Origin of the sequence: Metabacillus idriensis, assembly GCF_009674765.1 — a bacterium.
Taxonomy (GTDB): Bacteria; Bacillota; Bacilli; order Bacillales; family Bacillaceae; genus Bacillus_P; species Bacillus_P idriensis.
Map to the genome: position 1 here is coordinate 1,450,437 of NZ_WKKF01000001.1, position 17,650 is coordinate 1,468,086.

Genomic DNA, 17,650 nt, shown 5'->3' on the forward strand with positions numbered 1-17,650 from the left:
AGATGCTGCAAGGTCTCCATGAAACCCTTAAGCTTTGTGCTGTATGTTGAAGAACGTTATGCAATATACATGCCGACACTTAAATCTAGCAAGAAACAAGTTCATAGCAAGAGGAGGTGAAATGATGGATCCCATTACAATGATCATCTCCATTTTGCTTGGCCTAATCGTCGGTGCAGTTGTTGGCTATTTTGTTCGTAAATCCATTGCAGAAGCGAAAATTGCCGGTGCGAAAGGTACTGCTGAGCAAATTCTTGAAGATGCGAAGCGTGATGCTGAAGCGACGAAGAAAGAAGCGTTGCTTGAGGCAAAGGATGATATTCACAAGCTTCGGACAGAAGCAGAGCAAGAAATTCGTGAACGACGAAATGAGCTGCAAAAACAAGAAAATCGCTTATTACAAAAAGAAGAGAATCTTGATCGTAAGGATGAATCTTTAGACAAGCGCGAGAACATGCTTGAGAAAAAAGAAGATTCTCTAAATGAAAGACAACAGCATATTGAAGAGATGGAAAGCAAAGTGGACGAGATGGTGCGTAAACAGCAATCAGAGCTTGAACGTATTTCCAGCTTGACTCGCGAAGAGGCAAAGCAGATCATTCTCGAAAAGGTTGAAAATGAGCTTTCGCATGACATCGCTGTCACTGTTAAAGAAAGCGAAAACCGTGCGAAAGAAGAAGCGGATAAACGAGCGAAAGAAATTCTTTCCCTTGCAATCCAGCGTTGTGCTGCAGACCATGTAGCTGAAACTACGGTATCTGTCGTTAACCTTCCAAATGATGAAATGAAAGGCCGCATCATTGGTCGTGAAGGGCGTAACATCAGAACGCTTGAAACATTGACTGGTATTGACCTCATTATTGATGATACTCCAGAAGCAGTTATTTTATCTGGATTTGATCCAATTCGCAGGGAAACAGCCAGAATTGCCCTAGACAAGCTTGTTCAAGATGGACGCATCCATCCAGCACGTATTGAAGAAATGGTTGAAAAATCACGCCGTGAGGTTGATGAGTACATCCGCGAGGTTGGTGAGCAAACTACATTTGAAGTTGGTGTTCACGGGCTTCATCCAGATTTAATCAAGATTATGGGCCGTCTGAAGTTCAGAACGAGCTATGGTCAAAATGTATTAAAGCATTCCATGGAGGTCGCTTATTTATCAGGACTCATGGCTGCAGAACTGGGTGAAGATGTCACTCTTGCCAAGCGTGCAGGTTTACTGCATGACATCGGTAAAGCGATTGACCATGAAGTAGAAGGAAGCCATGTTGAAATTGGGGTTGAACTTGCTACGAAGTATAAGGAACACCCTGTTGTCATCAACAGTATTGCTTCGCATCATGGCGATCAGGAGCCGACTTCGGTTATTGCCGTTCTGGTCGCGGCAGCAGATGCTTTATCTGCAGCACGTCCCGGCGCAAGAAGCGAAACGCTCGAAAACTATATTCGCCGCTTAGAAAAGCTTGAAGAGATTTCCGAATCTTACGAAGGCGTAGAAAAATCCTTCGCCATTCAGGCAGGCCGTGAAGTGCGTATCATGGTAAAACCTGATACGATTGATGATCTTCAGGCACACCGTTTAGCACGGGATATCCGCAAGCGGATTGAAGAAGAATTAGATTACCCAGGTCATATTAAAGTAACAGTTATCCGTGAAACAAGAGCTGTTGAATATGCGAAATAAAGCGATGCCTTCTGCATCGCTTTATTTTTTTTGCAAACTGTGCAAAACTTAAGGGTACACATAGACTATTTTGAGAGAAGGTTTAATTGAAGCATGAAATTATTATTTGTAGGAGATGTAGTCGGATCTCCAGGTAGAGATATGATTAAAGAGTATTTGCCGAAGCTGAAACGAAAATATAGACCGTCCCTGACGATTGTAAACGGGGAGAATGCGGCACACGGAAAAGGGATTACTGAAAAGATCTATCACGAGCTGAATCAGGCTGGGGCTCAGGTAGTTACAATGGGAAACCATACATGGGATAAGCGGGAGATCTTTGAATTCATTGATAATTACCCTAACTTGATTCGGCCTGCGAATTTTCCTGAAGGCACTCCTGGTAAGGGCATTACATATATAACATGCGATGGCAAAGAAATCGCAGTGATTAATTTACAGGGACGGACGTTCCTTGCGCCGATCGATTGTCCGTTTAAAAAAGCAGATGAGCTGATTGAAGAAGCAAAAAAGAGAACGTCTATTATTTTTGTCGATTTTCATGCAGAAGCAACGAGTGAGAAGCAGGCTATGGGCTGGTATTTGGATGGGAGAGTAACCGCTGTTGTCGGAACACATACTCATGTTCAAACGGCAGATGAGAGAATCCTTGACCAAGGGACAGCTTTTATTACAGATGTGGGCATGACAGGTCCTTATGATGGTATTCTGGGAGTCGAAAGAGATGCTGTTATAAAACGCTTCCTGACAAGCCTCCCTGTGCGTTTTGAAGTGACGGAAGGCAAGGCACAGCTGAGTGCTGTCGTCATTGATGTTCAAGATAAAACCGGCAAAGCTGCAAAAATTGACCGCATTTTAATTAATGATGATCATATGTTTTTTGAATAGAATATATATTTAGAAATTTTAGAAAAAATAGTAAAACAAGCAGGAATACTAGTTCCCTCTAGTGAATATAGTATCAATGGAATGGCTGTGAAAGAGGTTCAGAAGGCTTCATAAAGGGGATGGGCCCTCCGAACAGATCTAATAAGGCATGATCCAACGTACATTCACGATCTTTTGAAAAATAAGGGGGATACTAGAAATGGAAATATTAAAAGTTTCAGCAAAGTCCAATCCTAACTCTGTAGCGGGAGCACTAGCAGGTGTCCTGCGTGAAAGAGGCGCTGCCGAAATCCAGGCAATTGGAGCTGGAGCACTTAACCAAGCTGTAAAAGCAGTAGCTATTGCCAGAGGGTTTGTTGCCCCGAGCGGTGTAGATTTAATCTGTATTCCTGCCTTTACGGATATTCTCATCGATGGAGAAGAGCGTACGGCCATTAAATTAATTATTGAGCCACGTTAAATAGACAAAAAGATCAACCTGTTTGCGGGTCACGCAAACAGGTTTGTTTTTATTTGGATCTTTTCATGGATTTTGCATTCCATCATAGGTCACGGATTTTTTATACATATAATAGAAGATCAGAGATCTGATCATTATATGGAATGCGATCTTTTTTCGAACACAGCCCTTTATTTATCTTTAGGAGAGATGCTGACGTGCGAATTTTTGATGCTCATTGTGATTTGCTCTACCAATTGTGGCGCAGGCCTGAAATTAGTGAATGGAATGATCTGAATCTGCATGTCACCATTGAAAAGCTGTTTCAGTTCGGAGCAAAAGTCCAATGTTTTGCCATCTTTATACCTGTTGAAGTCACAAATAAATTAGAAGCTGCTTTTGCTCAGGCCTCCATTTTTTTCAATCGGATTATCAATGGGTATGAAAAGATGATCCATATTCGGACAAAACAGGATCTTCTTGCTTTAAAGGATGACGAGATTGGAGCCATCTTGACTCTTGAAGGCTGTGAGCCGATTGGCCATGATTTAAGCCTTCTTTCTATTTTTCAGCAGCTTGGAGTCAGGTCTGCCGGTCTGACCTGGAACTTTGCCAATTTACTGGCTGATGGAGCGCTTGAGACCAGAAATGCAGGTTTATCCTTTTATGGAAGGCATGTTGTCGAGAAACTAAATCATTATCATATGTGGACAGACATATCACATCTTTCTGAACGAAGCTTCTGGGATGTAATTCAGCTTGCAGACTATCCGATTGCCAGTCATTCAAATTCATATGCACTTTGTCCGCATCCAAGAAATTTAAGAGACGATCAAATTAAAGCGATCGTTGCTAAAAAAGGGCTGATCGGAATAACGTTCGTGCCGCAATTCACATCTTCAGGGCCGCAGGCTTCTATGAAGCATCTTCTTAATCACTTAGATTATGTATGCGGACTTGCAGGAGAAAATGCAGTTGGACTTGGATCTGATTTTGACGGGATAGATGAAACGATAGAAGGGCTTGAAGGGTATGAACAATATCCTTACTTATTAAATACGCTCTTGAAGCATTATTCAGAAAGCCAGGTTGAAAAATTTATGTATAAAAATTTTGCTGAATCCATTCCTTTTTAGATGGAGGCTTCTATTGCATATTAGGGTTAAAGGAATGAATGAATATAAAATTCTTAAAAATCAAAAAAATAACACAGAAAACATGTTTATTTCCTTTAAACGCTTGTTTTTTTCTCATGTTCGTTCTACAATTGTAAACGTTTAGTACATATTCTAACAATAGTTTATAACGTGTGTAAGAGCTCTAAAATAGGGCGAAAAATATATGAGTGTTTCTTAAGAAGGGGTGTAAGGCACATGATCAGTCAACTTTCATGGAAAGTTGGGGGACAGCAAGGTGAAGGTATCGAAAGTACCGGAGAAGTGTTTTCAATCGCATTAAACAGAATGGGCTATTATTTATATGGATACCGTCATTTCTCATCTCGAATTAAAGGCGGTCATACAAATAATAAAATCCGTGTCAGTACAACTCAAGTTCGTGCCATTTCCGACGATCTTGATATATTAGTAGCTTTTGATCAGGAAACAATCGATGTGAACGTATATGAACTCCGCAAAGGCGGTCTTGTTATTGCTGATTCAAAATTTAATCCAGTCATACCTGATGATTGCAGCGCAGTATTGTATTCCGTTCCATTCACCCAGATTGCAACAGAGTTAGGCACGTCACTGATGAAAAATATGGTTGCAATTGGCGCAACCAGTGCTGTGCTTGATCTTGGAACAGCACAATTTCAAAATGTTGTGCAGGAGATATACGGCAAAAAAGGCCAGCAAATTGTTGAAAAGAATTTAGAAGCCATTGAAAAAGGCTCAACTTATATGAAACAAGAACTGAACTTTGACCGTGATGATATGTATCTTGAAAAAGCAGACGGCAGGAAACGCATGTTTATGATCGGCAACGATGCGATCGCACTCGGCGCAGTTGCAGGCGGAGCACGTTTCATGGCAGCCTACCCAATTACACCTGCTTCTGAAATCATGGAATATCTTATTAAGAAGCTGCCTTATTTCGGCGGAACTGTAATTCAAACGGAAGATGAAATTGCGGCTTGTACGATGGCAATAGGTGCAAACTATGCAGGCACACGCACATTAACGGCTTCTGCAGGACCGGGACTGTCTCTGATGATGGAAGCAATCGGGCTTTCAGGTATTACGGAGCAGCCGCTTGTCATTATTGATACGCAGCGCGGAGGACCAAGTACAGGACTTCCAACGAAACAGGAACAATCTGATTTAATGGCGATGATTTACGGAACTCATGGAGAAATTCCGAAAATCGTTATGGCGCCTAGCACAGTTCAAGAGGCATTTTACGATACAATCGAAGCTTTCAATTTAGCGGAAGAATTTCAATGTCCTGTTATTTTGCTGACAGATCTTCAGCTGTCACTTGGAAAACAGACAGTAGAACCGCTTCAATATGATAAAATTCAAATCCGAAGAGGAAAGCTTGCACAGGGCGGCGAGCTGCCTGAGATTGAAAATAAAGGATACTTTAAACGATTTGAAGTAACAGAAGATGGCGTTTCACCGCGTGTAGTGCCAGGCATGAAAAACGGCATACATCATGTTACAGGGGTTGAACATGATGAAACCGGCAAACCTTCTGAGGTGGCAACGAACCGTAAAGCACAGATGGACAAACGTCTGCGGAAGCTGTCGTATATGCGTTTTGACACACCTGTCCACCAAAATCTGACTCACCCAGAGCCGGATGTATTATTCGTAGGGTTCAACTCTACTAGAGGCACAATTGAAGAAGCGATGGTCCGACTTGAAGAAGACGGTGTAAAGGTTAATCATGCTCACGTCCGTCTGCTTCATCCATTCCCGGCTGATGAGATGCTTCCGCTTGTGAAGGCAGCTAAAAAGGTTGTAGTTGTTGAAAATAATGCAACTGGACAGCTCGCAAGCCTAATAAAAATGAATGTTGGTCATGCTGAGAAAATTTCCAGTATTCTAAAATATGACGGAAATCCGCTCTTGCCGCATGAAGTTCATTCAAAATGCAAGGAGTTGTTCTAAATGGCGACGTTTAAGGAATTTAGAAACAATGTAAAGCCTAACTGGTGTCCTGGCTGCGGAGACTTCTCCGTACAAGCGGCGATTCAGCGTGCTGCTGCAAACGCAGGACTCGAACCAGATCAGCTTGCTGTAGTTTCAGGAATAGGATGTTCAGGACGTATTTCGGGTTATATTAACGCTTACGGTTTCCACGGCATTCATGGCCGTTCGCTTCCAATCGCACAGGGTGTAAAAATGGCGAATAAAGATTTGACCGTTATTGCATCTGGCGGTGACGGCGACGGATTTGCCATCGGAATGGGGCATACGATTCACGCAATCAGAAGAAACATTGATGTCACTTATATCGTAATGGACAATCAAATTTACGGATTAACAAAAGGCCAAACGTCTCCGCGAAGTGATGTCGGCTTCAAAACGAAGAGCACGCCTAAAGGTTCAATTGAATCCTCCTTATCCGTGATGGAAATGGCCCTTACGGCAGGAGCAACGTTTGTAGCACAAAGCTTCTCAACTGATTTGAAAGATTTAACATCCATCATTGAAGCAGGAATCAATCATAAAGGATTTTCATTAATCAATGTATTCAGTCCATGTGTCACTTACAACAAAATCAACACATATGACTGGTTTAAAGAAAATCTTACAAAGCTGAGTGATATTGAAGGGTATGATCCATCAAACCGCATGACTGCCATGCAGACGCTGATGGAGAAAAACGGACTTGTGACTGGTTTAATTTATCAGAACAAGAATCAGCCTTCTTATCAGGAGCTAGTTCATAACTACAGTGAAACGCCTTTATCCCATGCTGATCTGCAAATCAGCGAAGAGAAATTCAACGAATTGCTTTCAGAGTTTATGTAATGGGAAAAAACGTCTATCTTAATGATAGGCGTTTTTTTTACCTGAGTTTACGTTTTATAAAAAAATAATCGAGTTTTTTCCTCATGTGTTCAAATGTCTACACAGAGTGGACAGCCTCCTTTACACCATTATTTATGGATGATAGAATTTCATATATACTCATAAAAATTGATGCTTTTTGGAACAAGGAGTGTTCATTGTGAATGGAAAAATGAAAGCAATCGTTAAGCACCACAGAGGCTTTGGTGCTGAGCTGCAGATAGTAGACATCCCTCAGATTAATGAAAATGAAGTATTAATCAAAGTTAAAGCTACTTCAATCTGCGGCACAGATGTTCATATATATACTTGGGATGCATGGTCGGAAAGCAGAGTGAATCCGCCTTATGTATTTGGCCATGAATTCTCAGGTGAAGTCGTTGAAATCGGAAGTAAAGTAACAAGTGTTGAAATCGGAGATTTTGTTTCCGCTGAAACTCATCTAGTCTGCTATGAATGTTCTCAATGTTTAACAGGACAGTATCATATTTGTAAAAACACGAAAATTATTGGTGTGGATACAGACGGATGCTTTGCAGAGTATGTGGCTTTGCCTGCAGTGAATCTTTGGAAAAATCCGAAGGAAATGCCATTTGATGTAGCATCCATTCAAGAACCGATGGGAAATGCGGTGCACACTGTTTTAGCAGGTGATGTTGCAGGGAAAAGTGTTGCTGTCATTGGATGCGGCCCAATTGGGATTATGGCTGTCGGCGTTGCAAAAGCAGCTGGAGCATCACAGGTCATTGCGCTTGATTTGAACGATTATCGCTTGAATTTAGCAAAAGAAATGGGAGCAACAACTGTCATTAATTCAAAAAATGAGGATCCTTTGGCGAAAATCAATGAATTAACAGACGGCAACGGAGTAGATGTGGTCTGTGAAATGTCAGGCCATCCAATTGCAATGGATCAAGGTTTCAAAATGGTCACAAATGGCGGACGTGTTTCGATCCTGAGCCTCCCTGTCCGTCCAGTTGCAATTGATATTACCAATGACATCGTTTTTAAAGGAATCACGGTACAAGGAATTACGGGCAGAAAAATGTATGAAACATGGCAGCAGGTTTCAAGACTTTTAAAATCAGGGCAAGTTGATGTTACACCGTTGATTACTCATCATTTTTCTTTAGATGATTTTAAAAAAGGCTTCGATTTAATGATCGAAGGAAAATGTGGTAAAGTCGTATTACACCCATAATATATTTTTCCAGCAGGGGGATTCATCCCCCTGCTGATAAGCTATTACTGGCAGTATACCCGCCACAGTTTTCAAAACAATATACATAACCATAAAAGCGGAGACAATACTGACTGTAAAGTGAAAATATTAGAATGAAAATGGAGGGGCTATGATGAAAGGTTTTGAATATTTGAAGGCAGAACTTGACGAAATGAAACAGCAAGGAACATTCCGGACCCTGATTCCGCTCGAATCAGACCAGGCTTCAAAAGTTGTTATTGATGGTAAAGAATTAATTCAGTTATCTTCTAACAATTATTTAGGTTTAACAACTCATCCTAGACTGGTAGAAGCATCAATCAAAGCTGCAGAGAAATTTGGAGCGGGAACCGGATCTGTAAGAACGATTGCCGGCACTTTTACCATGCATGAAGAGCTTGAAACAAAGCTTGCTGAATTTAAGCATACAGAAGCAGCACTTGTGTTTCAATCAGGCTTTACAACAAACCAGGGTGTGCTTTCTTCAATTTTGACAAAAGAAGATGTAGTGATTTCAGATTCTCTGAACCATGCTTCTATTATCGATGGCATCCGTTTAACAAAGGCTGCACGCAAAGTATATAACCATGTTGATGTGGCAGATTTAGAAAGAGCGTTAAAAGAATCAGCAGACTACAGAGTCCGTTTAATCGTAACAGATGGCGTCTTCTCGATGGATGGAAATATTGCACCGCTTCCTGAAATAGTTGAACTTGCCGAAAAGTACGATGCACTTGTTATGGTTGACGATGCACATGCTTCAGGTGTACTTGGACAAAACGGCCGCGGCACAGTCAACCATTTCGGTCTTGACGGACGTGTACATATTCAGGTTGGGACATTAAGTAAAGCTGTTGGTGTACTGGGAGGATATGTAGCAAGCACGCGTACCCTGATTGATTATCTGATTCAAAAAGGACGTCCATTTTTATTCAGTACATCTCATCCTCCAGCAGTAACAGCTGCCTGTATTGAAGCGATCAATGTTCTTATAGAAGAGCCTGATCTGATTGATAAGCTTTGGGATAACGCAAAATTCTTCAAAAAGGGCCTTGAAGATCTCGGTTTTGATACAGGTAAAAGCGAAACACCAGTAACGCCTGTTATTGTGGGCGATGAAGCACTGTCTCATCAATTCTCTGATAAACTCAGAGAATATGGCGTCTTTGCACAGGGGATTGCATTCCCGACTGTGGCAAAAGGACAGGCACGCGTTCGCACAATCGTAACGGCCGAGCATTCAAAAGAAGAGCTTCAGAAAGCTTTAGATATTTTTGAGAAAGCTGCAAAAGAGTTAAACATTTTGAAGTAATGGAAAGAGAGGCTTTGGCCTCTTTTTTTTGGAGCTGTAAAAGCTAAAAGTGATGAGACCTGATTTCCCTTTAGCCCGGACCCGGAACTATCGGGAGGCTCCGCTTTTCTTTTTTATCCGTTTCATTTACTATAGATGTATGTCCTTTCTTGATTTCTATATTGTTTTGTTCATTAAGAACATATATACTATAAAATTGGTATACTCTCACTTGGAGAGTAGGGTTAGAAGGGCTTGAAAGGAGACTGTTTTACATGAATGAAAAGCAGCGTTTGGAAAATACACAGGTAAATCCGGCGGACAAAAAATCCGAAAAGGATTACAGTAAGTATTTCCAAGCCGTTTATATGCCTCCTTCCTTAAAGGATGCTAAAAAGCGCGGTAAAGAGGAAGTGAAATACCAAAATGATTTCAGTATTTCAGAAGAGTTCAGAGGCCTTGGGAACGGAAAGAAATTTCTGATCCGCACATATGGCTGTCAAATGAACGAGCACGATACTGAAGTCATGGCTGGAATTTTCATGGCACTCGGCTATGAAGCTACGAACACAACAGAAGATGCAGATGTGATTCTCCTGAACACATGTGCCATCCGTGAAAATGCAGAAAACAAAGTATTTGGTGAAATCGGCCATCTTAAGTCTTTAAAAAGAGAAAAACCAGGGTTATTAATCGGTGTTTGCGGATGTATGTCCCAGGAAGAATCAGTTGTCACAAGAATCATGAAAAAACATCAGCATGTTGACATGATTTTTGGAACGCATAACATTCACCGCTTGCCTAATATTCTTAAAGACGCATACATGTCAAAAGAAATGGTCATTGAAGTTTGGTCTAAAGAAGGGGACGTTATCGAAAACCTTCCCAGAGAGCGTAAAGGGAATGTTAAAGCATGGGTCAATATCATGTTTGGCTGTGATAAATTCTGTACGTACTGCATCGTTCCTTATACACGCGGAAAAGAAAGAAGCAGACGCCCTGAGGAAATCATTCAGGAAGTTCGAAAGCTTGCTGCCGGCGGATATAAGGAAATTACACTCCTTGGCCAGAATGTAAACGCCTATGGGAAAGATTTTGAGGACATTTCATACGGCCTCGGCGATTTAATGGATGAAATCCGCAAAATCGATGTAGCCCGAGTCCGCTTCACAACAAGTCACCCGCGTGATTTTGATGATCATCTGATTGAGGTGCTTGCTAAAGGCGGCAACCTGCTTGATCATATTCATTTGCCTGTTCAGTCAGGAAGCTCTGAGATCCTAAAGCTGATGGCACGCAAATATGACCGTGAAAAATATATGACATTAGTGAAAAAAATTAAGGAAGCGATTCCAACGGCTTCTTTGACTACTGATATCATTGTAGGTTTCCCAAATGAAACAGATGAGCAATTTGAAGAAACGCTGTCTATGTACCGTGAAGTTGAATTCGACAGTGCTTATACATTCATTTACTCTCCGCGTGAAGGGACGCCTGCTGCGAAAATGCAGGATAATGTTCCAATGGAAGTAAAGAAAGCACGTCTTCAAAAACTGAATGATCTTGTAAAAGAAATTTCAGCTAAAAAAATGATGGAATACGAAGGTCAGGTTGTAGAAGTGCTTGTAGAAGGGGAAAGCAAAAATAACCCTGAAGTACTTGCAGGCTATACAACAAAAAGCAAGCTTGTAAACTTTAAAGGTCCAAAGTCTGCTGTCGGCCAAATTGTAAAAGTGAAAATAAACAAAGCAAAAACGTGGTCTTTAGATGGGGAAATGGTAGAAGAAGCGATAGAGGTGAAATAGGGGATGTCATTATATACTAAAGAAGAAATCGTAGCAAAAGCCCGTGAATTAGCACAAATGGTTGCTGATACGAAAGAAGTTGAATTTTTCAAAAAAGCGGAAGAACAAATCAATGAGAACCAAAAAATCCGCGAAAAAGTAGCAAGCATTAAAAGTCTTCAAAAACAGGCTGTTAACTTCCAGCATTACAGCAAGCAGGAAGCACTGAAGCAGGTAGAAGACAAGATCGATAAAATTCAGGCAGAATTAGATGAACTTCCAATTATTCAGGAATTCAAAGAATCTCAAGTTGAAGTGAATGATTTGCTTCAATTGATTGCAGTCACGATTTCAAACCATGTGACAGATGAAATTATCCGCACAACCGGCGGAGATCTGTTAAGCGGTGAAACAGGTTCAAAACTAAATAATTCACCAGGTTCAGCCTGTCACTGAAAGAGGAGCACACTGTTAAATCAGTGTGTTTTTTTATTTGGCTGTTTTCGATTATTAATGTTGTCCATTGCATTTCCCTCTATTTCCCCCAAGAGTCAAATGCCTTCCGCTACAAACCGCTTAAGGTGTGAAACATGTAGGCCTAATTCAACAAAGTCTACGAAAAGAGCCATTTATTTTGTTACAGAGCAAATCTGCAGATTCTTTCAAAATAATGATTCCGGATTGAAATAGGATTTATTTTTACGCCGTTATCTCCAACCTCATCCGAAAACACCACTATTTCAACAAATTAATATTTAATTAAACTATGTTCTAAATAATCATAATAACCTCTGCACCCAGCAGAAAAGGCAAAAACAGCCTTTTCTGCCAAAACCTTTGTGCACAACTAAGATTACCGGACAATTCCGCTTTTTCTTTTCAAAATTTAGGCACATATCTGGGCGTACACGCATACAATGAACTATACCGATTCATGTATTGGTGGAACATATTATTTATTCCTTTATATTAGTAGCACAAACCATACTAGCCCAGCATAGGATTAAATGAAGATTGATTGAGGAGGGTATGTACGAATGGCTGAATACAGAGAAATAATTACGAAAGCGATAGTTGCGAAAGGCAAAAAGTTTACTCAATCCACGCACAGCATTGCTCCTTCGCAAAAACCAACAAGCATTCTAGGAGGCTGGTTGATCAACCATAAATATGATGCAAAAAAGGTTGGGAAAACAGTCGAGGTTGAAGGTACTTACGACATCAATGTATGGTATTCGTATGCTGATAATACGAAAACAGAAGTTGTCACTGAAAAAGTTTCTTATGTAGACGTCATTAAGTTGAAATATAAAGATAACAACTTTTTGGACGATGAGCATGAAGTCATCGCAAAAGTGATGCAGCAGCCAAATTGTATGGAGGTCAATATTTCTCCAAACGGAAGCAAGGTTGTTGTTTCGGCTGAGCGTGAGTTTTTGGCGGAAGTGGTCGGTGAGACAAAGGTCGTTGTCGCAATTAATACAGAAGCCTTTGCTGAGGCGGATGAAGACTGGGAAGAAGATCTCGATGATGAGTTTGAAGATCTGAATCCGGAGTTTTTAGTAGGCGGAGACGAAGAGTAAGAGGAAACTAGGGAGAATTATCTTCCTGGTTTTTCTTTTTTATGGCTCTTTTCGCAAATTGTTGTTATTAGAACAGATATGTTTAAACCCATTAGTGGAGCGGAAAGGAACGGACAACATTTATAATCGAAAACAACAATCTATGCGAAAAACAGCCTTTAATAATAATCACTATAATTCACATGCTATTTCTGGGACAACCTTCCGGGATTCGCCAAAGCAAAAAAAAACCTATGTATGTTATAATAAAGTTTGTTTTGAAACGTACGCAAATGCAATGGGGGATTACAATGGCTACATATACGCCGATGATACAGCAATATTTAAAAATAAAGGCAGAGTATCAGGATGCCTTTTTATTTTTTCGTTTAGGCGATTTTTATGAAATGTTTTTTGAAGATGCCAAAAGAGCATCTGCTGAACTTGAAATTACATTAACGAGCAGAGATGGCGGGGGAGCCGAACGTATTCCAATGTGCGGAGTACCTTATCACTCTGCTCCCGGATATATAGAATCATTAATTGAAAAAGGCTACAAGGTTGCCATATGTGAACAAACAGAAGATCCAAAACAGGCGAAGGGTGTTGTCCGCCGCGAAGTTGTGCAGCTGATCACACCTGGAACGGTTATGAACGGAAAAGGTCTGCAGGAGCGGGAAAATAACTACTTAGCTTCTGTAACTGAATTTCCTTCTAAGTTTGGTTTCGCAGTTACAGATTTATCCACCGGTGAAAACCAAGTGACCTTATTAAATCATATAGATGACATTATTAATGAAATGTATTCTCTGGGTGCAAAGGAATTAGTAGTACATCCTGATTTTTCAGAATCATATATAAAAAAAATCGCCGAAAGATCCAGAGTGACCGTTTCGTTTGAAATCGATTCTGGCACAGAGAAATTTGAATCGATTATCAACCACCTTGAAGATGCGAGATTAAAAGAAACCTTCGGAAGACTTCACAACTATTTGCAGAAAACGCAAAAGAGAAGCCTTGATCATCTGCAAAAAGTAAAAGTCTATCAGCTGCAGGATTTCATGAAAATTGATTTGTATTCAAAGCGCAATTTGGAGCTTACGGAAACGATCCGTTCTAAAGGCAAAAAAGGGTCGCTGCTCTGGCTGCTTGATGAGACAAAAACAGCAATGGGGGCAAGAATGCTCAAGCAATGGATTGATCGGCCTTTGCTGTCTAAAAATGAAATCGAAAGCCGTCTTCAAATGGTTCAATCTTTACTTGATCACTATTTTGAACGCGAAGATCTCAGAGAACGGCTAAAAGAAGTCTATGATCTTGAACGGCTCGCCGGGAGAGTAGCATTCGGCAATGTTAATGCTAGAGACTTAATCCAGCTGAAGAAATCATTGCAGCAAGTGCCTGCAATAAAAGAAGTGCTAACATCAGTAAAGCATAACCAAATAAATGAAATGGCAGAAAAAATTGATCCTTGTACAGAACTGACAGACTTGCTTGATGCAGCTTTAGTAGAGAATCCGCCGCTGTCTATTAAAGACGGCAACATCATGAAAGACGGCTTTCATGAACAGCTCGATCAATTCAGGGATGCAAGCAGAAACGGCAAATCATGGATAGCAGAGCTTGAACAGCAAGAGCGGATGCGTACAGGCATTAAATCGCTGAAAATTGGGTTCAACAGAGTATTCGGCTATTATATTGAAGTGACTAGAGCGAATGTCCACTTGCTTGAAGAAGGCAGATATACACGAAAGCAAACACTGACAAACGCTGAGAGATTCATAACACCTGAGCTTAAAGAAAAAGAAACGCTCATTCTTGAAGCAGAAGAAAAAATGGTAGATATTGAATATGAATTGTTTGTAAAGCTTCGGGAACAAGTAAAGGAATTTATTCCAAGACTTCAATCCTTATCAAAGTGCATAAGTGAGCTCGATGTGCTGCAGTGCTTTGCTGTCATCAGTGAAAAAAGACATTATTCCAAACCTTCTTTTTCAGATCAAGAGCTGTTCATTAAGAACGGCAGACATCCAGTCGTTGAAAAAGTAATGAATTCTCAGGAATATGTTCCAAACGATTGTTATTTCTCAAATGAACGCGGAATGCTCTTGATTACAGGGCCGAATATGTCCGGTAAGAGCACGTATATGAGACAGGTTGCTTTGACATCTATTCTGGCTCAAATCGGGTGTTTTGTTCCAGCTTCAGAAGCTGTCCTGCCGATCTTTGATCAGATTTTCACCAGAATAGGCGCTGCTGATGATTTAATATCAGGACAGAGTACCTTTATGGTTGAAATGCTAGAAGCAAAAAATGCCATTGTCAATGCTACAGATAATAGCTTAATTCTATTTGATGAAATTGGGCGGGGAACTTCTACTTATGATGGAATGGCGCTTGCTCAGGCCATTATTGAACATATTCACCATCATATCGGTGCCAAAACGCTGTTCTCCACGCATTATCATGAGCTGACAAGCCTTGCTGACGGATTGCCGCAGCTTCAGAATGTTCATGTATCGGCCATAGAAGAAAACGGCAAGGTTGTGTTTCTGCATAAAATCGAGGAAGGTCCCGCAGATAAAAGTTATGGAATTCATGTTGCCGAGCTTGCAGAGCTGCCGGCTGAGCTGATTGAGAGAGCAAAAGAGATTTTAGAAAGTCTTGAAGCCGAGCAGACAGTAAAAGTCCCTGCATCTGTTATTGAGAAGCCGGAAACGTTTAAAAGCGATGAAGCTCAGCTCTCCTTTTTTAATGAACAGCCTGCAAAGAAAGAGAGCAGACAGGTTCCCAAAAAAGACATGCTGGTGCTTGAGCAGCTGCGGGCCATTAACCTGCTTGAAATGACGCCGCTTGATGCAATGAATGAACTCTATCAAATCCAAAAAAAATTAAAATAATGAAGAGGTGAACAGCATGGGGAAAATTATTCGCCTTGACGATTCACTATCAAATAAGATAGCCGCCGGAGAAGTTGTCGAACGTCCGGCTTCTGTTGTAAAGGAATTAACGGAAAATAGCATTGATGCCGGCAGTACCGTCATTGAAATTCACATAGAAGAAGCGGGTTTAAGCAAGATCCGCATCCTTGATAATGGAGACGGCATTTTGCCTGAGGATTGTCTGAACGCTTTTCACAGACATGCTACGAGCAAAATCAAAGACGAAAACGACCTTTTCCGGATCAGGACTTTGGGATTCAGGGGAGAGGCTTTGCCGAGTATCGCGTCTGTTTCCCATATTGAATTAAAAACAAGCACAGGGTCTGGTGCAGGGACAAGAATGGTTCTTTCAGGAGGAAAGGTAGAGATCCACGAGGCTGCTTCAAGCAGAAAAGGCAGCGACCTTACTGTGACGAATTTATTTTTCAACACACCAGCCCGTTTAAAATATGTGAAAACCGTTCATACCGAACTTGGGAACATTACAGATGTTGTCAACCGTCTGGCCCTGTCAAACCCGTCCATTTCTTTCAAGCTGACTCATAATGGAAAGCAAATGCTGCATACGAGCGGGAACGGTGATGTGCGTCAGGTTATTGCGGGCATTTATGGGCTGGCAATCGCAAAGAAAATGATTCCCATTAACTTACAGTCTCTTGATTTTGAAGTGAAAGGCTATATTTCTCTGCCTGAAATCACAAGAGCATCCCGAAACTATATATCAACAATCGTAAATGGCAGATTTATAAAAAACTATCCGCTTGTAAAAGCCATTCAGCAAGGCTATCATACGCTGCTTCCAATCGGCCGGTTTCCAATTGTCTTTCTGGAAATCAACATGGATCCTATTTTAGTCGACGTAAACGTTCATCCTGCCAAAATGGAAGTCAGGTTAAGCAAAGAGACTGAATTGAATGAACTGATTACAGCAGGCATTAAAGAAGCATTCTCACATCAAAAGCTGATTCCTGAAGCTGTTTTGCCAAAGCGGAAAGAAAAAAGTTTTGATGAACAGCAGACATTTACGTTCAGTCATGCTGAAAAAAAGCCGATGTCAGCTGCGTCTGTTCAGCAGGTCTTGGAAAAGCAGGAGATTGAACTGGATGAAGCTTCGGAACCAGAAGAGGATATCACAGAACAAAGTCTTCCAGTTATCGAAGAGGAACTTGAAACTTACGATGAACAGTCAGCTGATTATGATGAAGAAGAACCGAAAGCTGCAGAGGCTGAACCAAGAGTTCCAGTTCTATATCCGATAGGCCAAATGCACGGAACGTATATTCTTGCCCAAAATGAGACTGGTTTATATATTATCGATCAGCACGCGGCTCAGGAGAGAATCAACTATGAATACTTCAAAGAAAAAGTAGGACAAGTTGCAACGGAAGTCCAAGAGCTCCTTGTTCCGATTACGATTCACTATTCAGCAGATGAAGCTTTGATCATAGGCGAGAAAATGCAGGCACTGGCTGAAGTGGGAATCTTCCTTGAGCCATTTGGCGGAAATAGTTTTATCGTGCGCTCTCATCCGCAATGGTTCCCGCGCGGAGACGAGCGGGAGTTAATTGAGGAAATCATTCAGGAAGTGCTAAGTCATAAACAGGCGGATATTAAAAAGCTGCGTGAAGAAGCTGCGATCATGATGAGCTGCAAGGCTGCAATTAAAGCCAATCATCATCTCCGCAATGATGAAATGTTTGCTTTACTCGAAACGCTTAGAAAAACAACAGATCCTTTTACTTGTCCGCATGGAAGACCGATTATTATTCATTATTCAACGTATGAAATGGAAAAGATGTTTAAGCGCATCATGTAA

The 17,650-nt window shown here is 41.0% G+C and carries 13 protein-coding genes; all 13 read left to right on the forward strand.

Annotated features, from left to right (window positions below; translation table 11 throughout):
• The first annotated feature begins 124 nt into the window (after positions 1 to 124).
• The 13 genes from rny (at position 125) to mutL (ending at position 17,650) form a co-directional block, all read left to right on the forward strand.
• Positions 125 to 1,687, forward strand: coding sequence for a ribonuclease Y (gene rny, locus GJU41_RS07140; RefSeq protein ID WP_070877321.1), 1,563 nt, complete (start codon positions 125 to 127; stop codon positions 1,685 to 1,687).
• 93 nt (positions 1,688 to 1,780) lie between these two features.
• Entirely contained in the window at positions 1,781 to 2,575 is a 795-nt protein-coding gene (locus GJU41_RS07145) for a TIGR00282 family metallophosphoesterase (RefSeq protein ID WP_070877322.1), read from the forward strand.
• A gap of 199 nt (positions 2,576 to 2,774) precedes the next feature.
• A complete protein-coding gene (spoVS, locus tag GJU41_RS07150; protein WP_029281188.1) occupies positions 2,775 to 3,035 on the forward strand; it encodes a stage V sporulation protein SpoVS in 261 nt (86 codons plus the stop codon).
• A gap of 197 nt (positions 3,036 to 3,232) precedes the next feature.
• Complete coding sequence (locus tag GJU41_RS07155; RefSeq protein ID WP_070877323.1) at positions 3,233 to 4,150, forward strand: dipeptidase; 918 nt, start codon at positions 3,233 to 3,235, stop codon at positions 4,148 to 4,150.
• 237 nt (positions 4,151 to 4,387) lie between these two features.
• Positions 4,388 to 6,127, forward strand: coding sequence for a 2-oxoacid:acceptor oxidoreductase subunit alpha (locus GJU41_RS07160; protein WP_154318212.1), 1,740 nt, complete (start codon positions 4,388 to 4,390; stop codon positions 6,125 to 6,127).
• The gene (locus GJU41_RS07165; protein WP_070877325.1) at positions 6,128 to 6,994 is read left to right on the forward strand and encodes a 2-oxoacid:ferredoxin oxidoreductase subunit beta; all 867 of its coding nucleotides are present in this window, start codon (positions 6,128 to 6,130) and stop codon (positions 6,992 to 6,994) included.
• A gap of 199 nt (positions 6,995 to 7,193) precedes the next feature.
• Entirely contained in the window at positions 7,194 to 8,234 is a 1,041-nt protein-coding gene (tdh, locus tag GJU41_RS07170; protein ID WP_175443518.1) for an L-threonine 3-dehydrogenase, read from the forward strand.
• A 154-nt stretch (positions 8,235 to 8,388) separates the two neighbouring features.
• Complete coding sequence (locus tag GJU41_RS07175; RefSeq protein WP_070877326.1) at positions 8,389 to 9,567, forward strand: glycine C-acetyltransferase; 1,179 nt, start codon at positions 8,389 to 8,391, stop codon at positions 9,565 to 9,567.
• 254 nt (positions 9,568 to 9,821) lie between these two features.
• On the forward strand, positions 9,822 to 11,351 hold the full coding sequence (gene miaB, locus GJU41_RS07180) for a tRNA (N6-isopentenyl adenosine(37)-C2)-methylthiotransferase MiaB (protein ID WP_070877327.1): 1,530 nt from the start codon (positions 9,822 to 9,824) through the stop codon (positions 11,349 to 11,351).
• A gap of 3 nt (positions 11,352 to 11,354) precedes the next feature.
• Positions 11,355 to 11,786 carry a YlbF/YmcA family competence regulator gene (locus tag GJU41_RS07185; protein ID WP_070877328.1) on the forward strand — a complete coding sequence of 144 codons (432 nt, stop codon included), beginning with the start codon at positions 11,355 to 11,357 and terminating at the stop codon, positions 11,784 to 11,786.
• A gap of 581 nt (positions 11,787 to 12,367) precedes the next feature.
• The gene (gene cotE / locus GJU41_RS07190; protein ID WP_070877329.1) at positions 12,368 to 12,913 is read left to right on the forward strand and encodes an outer spore coat protein CotE; all 546 of its coding nucleotides are present in this window, start codon (positions 12,368 to 12,370) and stop codon (positions 12,911 to 12,913) included.
• A 290-nt stretch (positions 12,914 to 13,203) separates the two neighbouring features.
• Positions 13,204 to 15,792 (forward strand): DNA mismatch repair protein MutS, encoded by a 2,589-nt coding sequence (gene mutS / locus GJU41_RS07195; RefSeq protein ID WP_070877330.1) that lies wholly within the window; start codon positions 13,204 to 13,206, stop codon positions 15,790 to 15,792.
• A gap of 16 nt (positions 15,793 to 15,808) precedes the next feature.
• On the forward strand, positions 15,809 to 17,650 hold the full coding sequence (mutL, locus tag GJU41_RS07200; RefSeq protein WP_070877331.1) for a DNA mismatch repair endonuclease MutL: 1,842 nt from the start codon (positions 15,809 to 15,811) through the stop codon (positions 17,648 to 17,650).